The sequence below is a fragment of the Kitasatospora sp. NPDC023176 genome (assembly GCF_055560495.1).
The window spans coordinates 170,733-181,646 of sequence record NZ_JBVHIP010000014.1; the positions used below are offsets into that span (position 1 = coordinate 170,733).

A 10,914-nucleotide genomic window follows, 5' to 3' on the forward strand; every position below is an offset into this window, starting at 1 on the left:
AGACATCGGTGTTCGATCGAACGCCCAGGCGAACTCCCCTGGGCCTTCCGGCTACCGGCCCGGTGCGGCGTCCTCGATGGCGGTGAGCAGCCGGGTGTGCACGGCGGTGGCGGCCGCGCGGGTGGCCGGGTCGGGGTCCTGCAGCTGAGGGGCGATCAGCTCGACGGCCGCGGCGAGGACCGGCACGGGCACGGTCGCCTCGCGCAGGTGGAGGAGTTGGGAGGCGGCCCGCTCACCGGGCGTGGCCCGGGCGCGGGCGTCGGGGATCAGGGCGGTGAGGCCCCGGGGAAGTGGCTGAGTGCTGGTCACCCGTCGCATTCTTCCGTGCCCGGGCGCCGCTGATCACCACGGCCGGGCGACGGCGGCCCCATGGACGGCCGGCGGTGATGGTGCGCCCGAGGATGATCGGCGCCCAGCGGTGGAGGAGTGGCCGTCGACAACGATCCGCTGACGGACCTGGCCGTGCTCCGCCGGGTGCGTCGCGTCCTCGCGGCGGGGCGCCGGGATTCCCGGCAGGGCAGGCGGTTGCGGAGGCTCCGGGTGTGGAGGGTGTGGAAAAGGTTTGGCGGGGCACCCGGGGAATCTTGTATGGTTCTCCGCGAATCATCCAGAGGGGTGGAGGGACCGGCCCTACGAAGCCCCGGCAACTCCCCGTTCGACCCGGCGTCCGAAGTACGCGCCGTGTTGTCCGGGGTCAGTGCCAACTCCGGCCTGTCGCCAACGTGGCGCGGGAAAGATGAGGAGACACGGTGCTCTCTGTGCTGTCCTTCGCCCGGGCGCTTCCCGCCCCGGCCCTTTCGCGTACCCATCTCGTGTCCGGCGCAGGCATTCGGCCCGCTTCGCAGGCCTGTCCTCGCTGACCACCCCGCTCCCACCCCACCGGAGCGCCCGTGAGCCGGACCCACCCACGGCCCACGGGATCTGAGACTGGAGTACCCGTCCATGGAGAACACGAGCGGTGTCGGCGTGCTCGACAAGATCACCTCGATCCTCGGCACCCTGGAGGCCGGCCCGGCCACCCTGGCCGGACTGGTCGACGCCACCGGCCTGGCCCGGCCGACCGCCCACCGGATCGCCGTCGCACTGGAACACCACCGCCTGCTCGGGCGTGACCTGCAGGGCCGGTTCGTCCTCGGGCCGCGGCTCGCCGAACTGTCGGCCGCCGCCGGTGAGGACCACCTGCTGACCGCCGCCGGCCCGGTCCTCACCCAGCTGCGCGACCTCACCGGCGAGACCGCCCAGCTCTACCGCCGGCAGGGCGAGGTCCGGGTCTGCGTGGCGGCGGCCGAGCGGCTCTTCGGCCTGCGCGACACCGTCCCCGTCGGTCTGGCCCTCCCGATGAAGGCCGGGTCCGCCGCCCAGGTGCTGCTCGCCTGGGAGGAGCCCGAGCGCCTCCACCGGGGCCTCAAGGGCGCCCGCTTCACCGCCACCGCCCTCAGCGGAGTGCGGCGCCGGGGCTGGGCCCAGGCCGTCGGCGAACGCGAGCCCGGCGTCGCCTCCGTCGCCGCGCCCGTCCGCGGCCCGGCCGGGCGGGTAGTGGCCGCCGTCTCCGTCTCGGGCCCGATCGAACGGCTCACCCGGCACCCCGGTGCCCGCCTCTCCCAGGCGGTCCTCGAGGCGGCCGGCCACCTGTCCGAGGCGCTGCGCCGCTCCTGACCGGCGTGCCCGCGGTCAGCACGGGGTATCCGCTACCCCTCGTCCAGCAGGGCGGCGAACCGGGCCAGCGGATCCCCGGTGAACGGGCGCAGCGCCGGGGCGAGGAGGCGCGCCCCGGGGAAGCGCAGGCCGCCGAGGAAGGCGAAGCGGGTGGTGCGGTCGGTCTCCGGGCGGGCCGCCATCCCGCCGAGGACCAGACGGCTCTGCATCAGGCACCAGCCGGGGGCGAGGTCGATCCCGAAGGTCGCCCGCAGCCGGGTGTGGCCGTGGATCCGGGCTTGCAGCGAGGCGGTCCGGAGCGAATCGGCGGTGGGTGGGCCGGCGGTGGGTGGGCCGGCGGTGGGCGGGCCGGCCGGCTCGGACGGGGTGAGCCGCACGGTGCGGACGTCCGGGATCCAGAGCGGCATCGTGCGCTCCAGGTCCTGGGCGAGCGCCCAGACCCGTTCGAACGGCGCGTCCAGGACGGTCTCGCCGATCCGTGCCGCTCCGGGTGCGGTCGCGGCGATCACCCGCAGCCGCCGGACCGGGTCGAAGTCGGCGACGGGCCACTGCGGCGGCTGTGGAATGCGCGGCATCTCGGGGATCGGGCTGTCGGTCACTGCTGCCACGCCTTTCGGAAGCTGAGCCGGGCCCGGGAGAGACGGGACTTGACCGTCCCGGGTGCGACCGCGAGCAGCGCCGCGGTCTGTCGTTCGTCGAGGCCCTCCAGGTCGCGCATCAGCAGGACCGCGCGGTGTTCGGGGGAGAGCCGGGACAGCACGTCGCGGATGTCCGCGGCGAGCTGGGGGTCACCGGGCGCGGGCACTTCACTCAGTTCGGCGGGCCGCGAGCGCGTCGCCCGGGTGGCGTACCGCACCGCCTCCCGGACGGCGATGGCCCGCACCCAGCCGTACAGCGCCGCCGGTTCCCGCAGTTGGCGCAGCTTGCGGAAGACCACGATGAGCGCCTCCTGGGTCGCGTCGGCGCCGTCGTCCAGGGCGATCGGGCCGCAGAGCCGGCGGACGTACGGGGTGATCAGGTCCAGCAGCCGGCCGGCCGCGAGTCGGTCGCCGCCCTGGGCGGCCCGGACCAGCTCGGCTAGGCCGGGCGGTGGCTCCTGCATGGTGCGCTCTCCGCTCTCTCCGTCGAGGGGCAAACGAGGGGGTCCGTGGAGGGAGGCCCCGGGAGGGCGAAAGGTTCCGCGCGGCTTCCGCCCGACGGCAGTGTTCCTCGTCACAGGAACGGATCGGCCGGCGGGGTGCTCCTCCTGGTGTCCAAGCGTCCTGACACTCCGCGAGGTGACGGCATGAAGTCGACGAAGATCCGCAGCAGGGCCACCGCGGTCGGCGCGGTGCTGGCGGTGGACGGTCTGGTCCACCTCTACTGGGCCACCGGACGGACCTGGCCGGTGGACGGCACCACCCGGCTCTCGCAGCTGGTGCTCAACACCCAGGTGCCGTTCACGCCGCAGACGCTGCTCCCGCTCGCCGGGACGCTCCTCTCCGGCGCGACGCTGGTGCTGGTCCAGGGCGGACGGCTGCCGGCCCTGGCCCGCCGGCTGCCCGCCGTGCTGCCGCGCTGGGCGAGCCGGGCGGTGGCCGCCGGGCTGCTCGCCCGGGGCACTGCCGGACTCGTCTGGGTGACCGGCGCCTGGGCGGACCCGGGCGACACCTTCTACTGGCTCAACCTGCTGCTGTACACCCCGCTCTGCCTGCTGCTCGGCCGGGCCGCCTGGCAGGTCTCGGCCGCAGGCGGGGCAGTGGTGGGCGGGGCGGTTGCGGGCGGGGCGGCGACGGGCGGGCCGGCGGTGGGCGGGGCGGAGACAGGCGGGCCGGCGGCGGTCGCCCGTGCGGACCGGGCCCGGACGGTGCGGGCCTGACCCCACGGAACGAGGACGGCGCCCCGCGGCTCCCGGAGCCGTGGGACGCCGTCCTGCCCGGTCTCGCTCAGCGCCGCAGGTGCTGGACGGCGCGCGCGGTGGTGGCGGGTGCCGCGGCGTGCGCCGCCGGGGTGCTCGGCGCGCCCGCGGCCGGGCTGCGCAGGGTGCCGGGCTGGAAGCGGCCGCTGTACACGTCGGTGGAGTTCAGCGGGGCGGCGCTGTTGGCGGTCACCAGCACCGGGCGGACCATACGGCCGTCGTTGATCAGTGCCTGGTAGTCGCCGAGGAAGTGGCCCCCGGCGTCGGGCGCCTGGAGCCAGTCGAAGACCGGCGTGATCTGCCGCTCGACCGGGCTGTCCTCGCCGCCGCGCGGGAAGCTGAGCAGCCAGGCGGCGGTGGGCAGGGTGGTGGTGTTGCCCGGGGTGAGGTAGCGCAGGTCGTAGTAGCTGACGGCGACGGTGCCGTCGGCGGTCACGGTGATGGACGGGGTGAACGCCGGGGAGCCCGGGGCCTGGTTGAGCCGGGCGGGACCGCTCCAGGTCCGGCCGCCGTCCGTGGAGTGCACCAGCTGGATCGCGTCGTACCGGCCGCCGGTGAACTCCGACCCCTCGTAGGCGAGGTAGAGCTCGCCGGTCCTCGGGTCGATGGCCACGCTCGGCAGGCCGGCGCCGGCCCGGAGGGACTTGGTGGCGTCGGCGGGCGCGTTCGGGTCGACTTCGGGGACGGAGGTGTCGGCGGCGACCCGGACCGGTTGGCTCCAGGTGCGGCCCTGGTCGGTGGAGCTGACCATGCCGTAGTGCACGTCGCTGACCGTGCTGGCGGTCGCGTCGGTGAAGGTGATCCAGTCGAAGAAGTCGTACAGCGTGTCGGTCCGCGGATCGACCACGATCTGGTTGCCGATGGTCTGGGTGTTCGGCGTCGTGCCGGTGATCACGAAGGGCTTGGCCGGGGACCAGGTGCGGCCGTGGTCACGGGTGATCGACAGGTAGCCGGGTCCGTCGAAGACGGGTGTCGGGCCGGCGGCCTGGTCCACCCGGTCCCAGACCTGGTAGGCGACGCCCGGGTGCACCGGGTCGGCGGTGACGGCGTTCTTGTCGTCCGTGATTGCCGGGTCGTCGTCGGCGATCAGCTCGGTGACGTGCTGCCAGCTGCGCCCGCCGTCGGTCGAGGTGGCGGCGGCCACCGCGCTGCGCGCCGTGGTGGCGTCGAAGACCAGGGCGCTGGCGTAGGCGGCGCCGTCCGGGCCGAAGCTCACCCAGCCGTCGGAGGCGCGCTGGTAGGCCAGCCCGCCCGGCGCGCAGTGGGTGAACGGCAGGGCGGTCTGGGTGAAGTGCGCACCGTCCGTGGTGTAGCTCGAACTCAGGCCCCGGGCACCGCCGTTGGACCAGCGGTCCTGCTGGTAGATGGTGATCGTGTTCGCCGGGTCGAGCGGGTTGGCGGCGGCGTACGGTTCGTCCTCGGCGGCCGGGGAGTTGGTGCCGGGCCCGTCGGCGGCGAGGTCGCAGGCGGCGTACGGATCGCCGGGCGAGAGCAGGGCGAGCGGCGCTCCGGCCGTACTCGCGCCGGCCGGGGCGCCGCCGGTGAGGGCGGCGAGGACGAGGGCCGCGGTCGCGGTGGCGAGCGACGCTCTGGTGCGGAAGTGCATGGTGACCCCCATGGTCGTCGGCGGGGAGGTGCCTGGTGTCCCGGGTGGTGCTGTGCTGTTCCGGTACCGGAGGGGAGTTGACGTCCGGTCGGGCGGGCGACTCTACCCAGCCGCGGGGAGCGCGCCAACGACCCGCGCGCGCTCCTTACCCTGTCCGCACCATTGGCCGATGGCCGCCCCGGACCGCCGCCCCGGACCGCCGCCCCCGGACCTCCCGTCCCCGGACCTCCCGTCCCCGGACCTCCCGTCCCCGGACCGCCGCTCCGGACCGTCCGTCAGCGCGAGGCCTACCGGCCGCCCTCCCACAGGGCGCGCTCGACGGTCCGCAGGGCGGTGGCCGACTGCTCCCAGCCGTGCCACCAGAACAGCCCGCCGTCCCGGCTCGCCTCGGCGGCGAGCGCGGTCAGCTGGGCCCACGGGCCCGCCGGGATGCCGAACCGGGGCCGCTCGGCGAGCCGTTGGGCCGCCTCGGCGTCGACCGGGACCATGCCGACCAGCGGGAACGGTTCGCCGTCCGCCGTGCGGCCGGTGCCGTGGAGCATCGGGTGCAGGGTGAGCGGGTCGAGCAGCAGGGTGAGGTCGGCGGTCGGTACGGCGTCCGGGCCGTCCTGCCAGCCGAGGCGTCGGCCGCTCGCCTCGGCCTTGGGCACGGGCTGTGCGCCGAGGGCGACACCCTCCGCCGACACCCGTAGTTCCGCGCCGCCGGCCGGGCGCGAGGGCAGTCGCAGCCGGTAGTCCCCGTACAGGCACGGCGGGACGTCCGGTACCGCCCGGGCGAAGGGGACGGTGACGCCGTCCACGTCGAAACCCGTCGGCCCGATCAGCACCGCCGCCGTGACGGGCTCGCCGTCGATACTGACCCGCAGGCGCGGGTCCGTGCCGGGGGCGCCGGGGGCCACGTCCACGCGGACGCCGCCCTCGCCGCCCTCGCCGCCCTCGCCGCTTTCGGATCGGTACCCGCCGACCAGGTCGGCGAGCGGCGGGGTCTCCGGCAGCGGGTACTCCGTCAGGCACACTGCGCGCCCGCCGGCACCGAGAGCGCCGACGGTACCGACCAGTCGGCGCCGCCCGTCGCGGCCGAACTCGGTCCGCAGCTCGCCGCGGCCGCCGTCCGGCTCGTGCCAGCGCAGTACGCCGCGCTCGTAGCGCGGGTCGGCGATCCGGCGGCCGTCGACGTGGACCCGGTGCCGGGGAGGGTCGCCCGCGCGGCCGAGGACGTAGACGGACAGGTCGCCGTCCGGCGTGCCGTACAGGCCCGTCCACGGGTAGAGCGCGCCGGCGAGGACGGAGTCGAGGTCCTGGCGGATCGACGGCCAGCCCGCGGAGCCGTCCCGCAGCAGCCTGCGCGCCTCGGACTTGCGGGTGAGCAGGGTGCGCAGCCGCCGGGCCGCCTCCGGTGCGGGCCGCTGTCGCACGCCCCGGGCGGCGGCCTGGAGGGCGAGGTCCTCGCGCCGGGCCAGCAGGGCGCGTTCGGCCGCGCCGAGCTCCGGCGGCGCCCAGTCCGCCACGGCGGCGGCCGGCTCCCGGACGTAGCGTTCGCGCAGGGCGCTGTCCTCGCCGAGGGCGAGGACGAAGCGGGCGCCGGGCGTGTCCTCCTGCCAGTGGAAGCCGGCCGGGACGCGGAAGCCGGCGAAGCCGTCCAGGGCGGCGAGTTCGCGCGGGCCGTACTCGTCGATGATGCGCAGCGGGCCGTCGGGCGGGCGCACGGTCTGGCCGGGCTGGAGCAGGCCGAGGCGGCGGAGCACCTGCGGGTCGGCCGGAGCGGCCTCGGTGGGCGCCAGGTACCAGGTGGAGGCGCTGGTGACGGTGCGCTGGACGGCGGGGTCGCGCAGGGCGGCGACGGTGTGCTCGGCGGTGACGGGGTCGAGGCCGCGGTAGCGGGCGCCGACGTAGTTGACCACAGTGTGGTCCGGCCCGTAGACCTCCTCCAGCCGGTCCAGCAGGACGGGCAGGTGGCGGTTGGTGAACCCGGCGCGCTGGTAGTCGAGTTCGCCGACGATGCCGACCTGCCAGAGCACCAGGTGCAGGCCCGGGTCGATCCGCCGGTCGCGGATCAGCAGGTCGGAGGCCTCGAAGGTCTGCATGCCGGGGGTGCTCGGGTCGACCCCGAGATCCGCGCAGAGCACGTCCAGGGCGCTGATACCGGGCCGCATCACGGCGCGGTGGCCCTCGCGGCGGGCGATCCGGACGGCGCGGTGGCTGGAGAGCACGAAGATGCCGGGGTGGCCGTAGAAGACCGCCGCGACCCGCCGCCCCGCGCGGACGAAGTGCAGGACGGCCTCGGACATCTGGACGTACGTCAGGTAGCGGTCCTTGGCGTCGTCGTAGAACACGCCGAGGTCGTAGGCGTCGGGACGCCAGGCGTTGATCCTGACCACCGTGGCCGGGTCCGCCACGCAGTGGAAGACGTGGTCGGCCTCGCGGAGCAGGCGTTCGTCGGCCCGGGTGAAGCCGGCCGCCTCGATGCCGGAGCCGAGGACGGTCAACTCGCCCAGCCGACCGGCCGGTTCACCCGTGGGCGGGCCGGCTGCGGCGATCGCCCGGGTCAACTCGTCCCAGCGGAGCTCGTGTTCGCGACGGGAGGGGAAGCGGTCGAAGGGGCGGGTGTAGCGGTGTGCGGAGGGGCGGTCGGAGTCCATGCGGCGGCGCGGGCCTCAGACCGCGTCCGTGGCGTCGACGGCGCTCGTGGCGTCGACCGCGTCCGTGGTGTCGACCGCCTCGACGACGTCCACGATCCCCTGGGTGACCTGCGGCGGCAGCGGGTCGACCAGGACCGGGGGGTCGAGCTGGACGTAGGTCTGGACGAGCTGCGACGAGGGCTCCGCCAGGACCGGGTCGTCGAGGTCGACGCGGATCTGGGTGACCTGCGGCGGCGTCGGCTCCATCTGGATGACCTGCGGCGTGGGTTCCAGCGGGATCGGCGCGTCGAACTCGAAGACGGCCTGGGTGCTCTGCGGCGGGACCATCAGCACCGGCGCCCCGGAGGCGAGGGTGCCCCACGCCGCGCGGTCCGGGTCGGCGTCGCCGGCCAGGACGAGGTCGACGTCCACGTCGATGTCCACGACATCCAGGTCCATGACATCCAGGTCCACGACGTCGACGGACAGGCTGCTTGCGGTCAGGGTGATCACGGCGGTCACTCGTCCCCTCGGGGCCACGGTAGGAGGCGGGTTCATGCTACTGAACGGGCGTTCGACCGAACAGGGGCGGAGAGCCGCCCGTCAGGCGACCGGCCCAGCACCGCGCGCGCTCCGCGAACCGGCCTGGTGAGCTGTGCCCGGAGCCTGCCACCCGCCCGGCCTCCCCGCCGCCCGAAGGAGACCCCCGTGCCGGACCCGACGACCTCGTACGCCGACCTGCGCGCCCTGGTGATCAACTGCACCCTCAAGCGCTCCCCGGAACGCAGCCACACCCAGGGCCTGATCGACGTCAGCACCGGCATCCTGGAACGCCAGGGCGTCACCGTCGATGTCCTGCGGGCGGTGGACCTCGACATCGCGACGGGCGTCTGGCCGGACATGACCGAGCACGGCTGGGAGACCGACGAGTGGCCGGTGATCTACTCCCAGGTGATGGCCGCAGACATCCTCACCCTGGCCGGGCCGATCTGGCTCGGCGACAACTCCTCCGTGATGAAGAAGGTCATCGAGCGCCTCTACGCCTGCTCGTCGATTCTCAACTCCGAAGGTCAGTACGCCTACTACGGCCGGGTCGGCGGCTGCCTGATCACCGGCAACGAGGACGGCGCCAAGCACTGCGCGATGAACGTGCTCTACAGCCTCCAGCACCTCGGCTACACCATCCCGCCGCAGGCGGACGCCGGCTGGGTCGGCGAGGCCGGCCCCGGGCCGTCCTACCTGGACCCGGGCTCCGGCGGCCCGCAGAACGACTTCACCAACCGCAACACCACCTTCATGACCTGGAACCAGCTCCACCTGGCCCGGATGCTCAAGGACGCCGGCGGCATTCCGGCGCACGGCAACCAGCGCTCGGAGTGGGACGCCGGCTGCCGCTTCGACTTCGAGAACCCCGAGCACCGCTGAGTGGAGCGTGGGCCGTCAACCGCTCGGCGGCCCCGTAGAGCGCATGGACGCCGACGAGTTCGCGGTGCCGGTCGTACCGCTGGTCGAAGGTGGTGGAAGGGTCATCGGTCGTGTCGGGCCCCGACCAGTCGATCCCGTCGGATTCCCGCGCCCGCGGTGTGGGAGACCATGGATCACCAAGTGACCGGCAACGCCTGCAGGCCGCGGAAGACCAGTTCCGGTACGTAGGTGAGCTCGGACTCGTCAACGGCGAGGCGCAGTCCCGGATACCGTTTCACCACGGACCCGATCGCCACCCGCATCTCCCGGCGGGCCAGTATCGCGCCGAGGCAGAAGTGCGGCCCGTGCCCGAAGGCGAGGTGCGCTGCCGGTCCTTCGCGCGTGATGTCGAAGCGGCCGGGATCCGGGTACACACCGGGGTCGCGGTTGGCCGCGACGATGACCGGCAACACCGGTTCGCCCGCCCCCAGTTCGACGCCCTCCAGATCGACGGGCTCGGTCGTGACCCGGACCTCGGCCGAGGTGAAGAGCCTGCTGTAGCGCAGTAGTTCGTCGACCGCCGGACCGATCAGGTCCGGTGACGACCGCAGCAGGGCGAGTTGGTCCGGATGGCGCAGCAGGGTCAGCAACGAGTTGCCCAGCTGGTTGACGGTCGTCTCGTGGCCGGCGATCAGCAGGCCCTCGAGGTTGGCCAGCAGCTCGGGTTCGGTGAGGTGGTCGCCCTCGTCGTTGGCGGCGACCATGGCCGAGATCAACCCGTTGTCCGGCTGCGCCCGCTTCTGACGCACCAGGTCGGCGAGCCAGTCCTGCATCTCGCTCTGCGCGGCCCGCAGTTCGTCCGGAGTGATGTCCGTGACGAACAGCCGCCTGGTCCACCTGCGGATGGCCTCCGCCTCGGAGTAGGGCACGCCGAGCAGCTCGCAGATGACCATCAACGGCAGCGGGGTACAGAGACCTGCCACAAGGTCCGCGGTTGGATCGAGGGAGTCGAGCAGGGAGTCCACCAGGGACTGCACGCGTGGCTCGAGCTGGTCGACCATGCGCGGGCTGAACGCCTGCGACATCAGCTTGCGCAGGCGGGCGTGGCGCTCGCCGTCCAGACTGGTGACCAGTAACGGGTCGGCGGCGACGGTCAGTTGCAGTGGGCTGCCCGGAAGCGTGGCCGCCTCCCGGCTGAACCGGCTGTCGCTCAGAACCTGGCGCACCGCCTGATAGGAAAGGGCGAGCCAGACCTTTGCCGGACCGATCGTCGCGTGGACGACCGGAGCCTGCGCGAGCAGAGCCTCGGCTTCGGGCTCGTTGTCGAGGTGGTGTGGGGTGGTGAAGGGAAACGTGGCTTGCATCGCTGCCTCCTGACTGGATGTCACCAGGTCCGCGCACCGGGTGCCGGGCGCGAACGGCCGGGACCGATGCGCGGATCGGTGACAGCTGGGTTGTGTGCCGCCGGGGGCGGTGGCGCTTCGCGATCGTCTCGAATGCGATGAGGGGTCAAACGGTTCAGCCGGAGCTGTCGACGGCGCCGGTGGGCGGTTCGCTCGATCCGGGTGGTGATCGCCGTGCGGAGGTTCTCCCGGGTGGCCGGATGACGGTCGAGGACGCTTCTGCGGGAGTGCGAACGGGATTCTAGGGCGTGGTCACCGGAGGTGTCGACGGTGCCCATGAACCCGGCCCGGTCGTGACGGTGCGGGGCGTGGACGCACGTCCGTGACCGC

10 protein-coding genes and 1 riboswitch are annotated in these 10,914 nt (G+C 73.9%); of the genes, 3 read left to right on the plus strand and 7 right to left on the minus strand.

Annotation, left to right across the window (positions count from 1 at the left end):
• Positions 1-51: 51 nt before the first annotated feature.
• Positions 52-309, minus strand: a complete 258-nt coding sequence (locus tag ACZ3YL_RS20920; protein ID WP_188305990.1) for a hypothetical protein — start codon at positions 307-309, stop codon at positions 52-54.
• 291 nt (positions 310-600) lie between these two features.
• Positions 601-743: riboswitch (SAM riboswitch) on the plus strand.
• A 199-nt stretch (positions 744-942) separates the two neighbouring features.
• Here ACZ3YL_RS20920 and ACZ3YL_RS20925 point away from each other — a divergent pair.
• Entirely contained in the window at positions 943-1,656 is a 714-nt protein-coding gene (locus tag ACZ3YL_RS20925; RefSeq protein WP_465658998.1) for an IclR family transcriptional regulator, read from the plus strand.
• 32 nt (positions 1,657-1,688) lie between these two features.
• On the opposite strand, the gene ACZ3YL_RS20930 is transcribed toward ACZ3YL_RS20925, so the two are convergent.
• A complete protein-coding gene (locus ACZ3YL_RS20930; RefSeq protein WP_188305992.1) occupies positions 1,689-2,255 on the minus strand; it encodes an SRPBCC family protein in 567 nt (188 codons plus the stop codon).
• Entirely contained in the window at positions 2,252-2,758 is a 507-nt protein-coding gene (locus ACZ3YL_RS20935) for an RNA polymerase sigma factor (protein ID WP_188305993.1), read from the minus strand. The genes ACZ3YL_RS20930 and ACZ3YL_RS20935 overlap by 4 nt, the downstream gene beginning before the upstream one ends.
• A 183-nt stretch (positions 2,759-2,941) precedes the next feature.
• Between ACZ3YL_RS20935 and ACZ3YL_RS20940 the strand changes: the two genes are divergently transcribed.
• A complete protein-coding gene (locus tag ACZ3YL_RS20940; RefSeq protein ID WP_465659001.1) occupies positions 2,942-3,514 on the plus strand; it encodes a DUF3995 domain-containing protein in 573 nt (190 codons plus the stop codon).
• A gap of 67 nt (positions 3,515-3,581) precedes the next feature.
• Here the strand turns inward: ACZ3YL_RS20940 and ACZ3YL_RS20945 are convergent, their stop codons facing one another.
• The 3 genes from ACZ3YL_RS20945 to ACZ3YL_RS20955 all read right to left on the minus strand — a co-directional run bounded on the left by ACZ3YL_RS20945 (position 3,582) and on the right by ACZ3YL_RS20955 (position 8,299).
• A complete protein-coding gene (locus tag ACZ3YL_RS20945) occupies positions 3,582-5,159 on the minus strand; it encodes a sialidase family protein (RefSeq protein WP_465659003.1) in 1,578 nt (525 codons plus the stop codon).
• A 287-nt stretch (positions 5,160-5,446) separates the two neighbouring features.
• Positions 5,447-7,798, minus strand: a complete 2,352-nt coding sequence (locus ACZ3YL_RS20950) for an SAM-dependent methyltransferase (RefSeq protein ID WP_465659005.1) — start codon at positions 7,796-7,798, stop codon at positions 5,447-5,449.
• A gap of 15 nt (positions 7,799-7,813) precedes the next feature.
• Positions 7,814-8,299, minus strand: a complete 486-nt coding sequence (locus ACZ3YL_RS20955; RefSeq protein ID WP_465659007.1) for a hypothetical protein — start codon at positions 8,297-8,299, stop codon at positions 7,814-7,816.
• A gap of 186 nt (positions 8,300-8,485) precedes the next feature.
• Between ACZ3YL_RS20955 and ACZ3YL_RS20960 the strand changes: the two genes are divergently transcribed.
• Positions 8,486-9,202, plus strand: coding sequence for a flavodoxin family protein (locus ACZ3YL_RS20960; RefSeq protein ID WP_350508073.1), 717 nt, complete (start codon positions 8,486-8,488; stop codon positions 9,200-9,202).
• 173 nt (positions 9,203-9,375) lie between these two features.
• Here ACZ3YL_RS20960 and ACZ3YL_RS20965 read toward each other — a convergent pair whose 3' ends face one another.
• On the minus strand, positions 9,376-10,569 hold the full coding sequence (locus ACZ3YL_RS20965; protein WP_188308979.1) for a cytochrome P450 family protein: 1,194 nt from the start codon (positions 10,567-10,569) through the stop codon (positions 9,376-9,378).
• Between the last annotated feature and the right edge of the window lie 345 nt (positions 10,570-10,914).

What these genes read in the sequence shown, in the direction of transcription:
- ACZ3YL_RS20925 (WP_465658998.1), top strand. Translation starts at nt 943, where the DNA reads ATGGAGAACACGAGCGGTGTCGGCGTGCTCGACAAGATCACCTCGATC.
- ACZ3YL_RS20935 (WP_188305993.1), bottom strand. Translation starts at nt 2,758, where the DNA reads ATGCAGGAGCCACCGCCCGGCCTAGCCGAGCTGGTCCGGGCCGCCCAG.
- ACZ3YL_RS20940 (WP_465659001.1), top strand. Translation starts at nt 2,942, where the DNA reads ATGAAGTCGACGAAGATCCGCAGCAGGGCCACCGCGGTCGGCGCGGTG.
- ACZ3YL_RS20945 (WP_465659003.1), bottom strand. Translation starts at nt 5,159, where the DNA reads ATGCACTTCCGCACCAGAGCGTCGCTCGCCACCGCGACCGCGGCCCTC.
- ACZ3YL_RS20950 (WP_465659005.1), bottom strand. Translation starts at nt 7,798, where the DNA reads ATGGACTCCGACCGCCCCTCCGCACACCGCTACACCCGCCCCTTCGAC.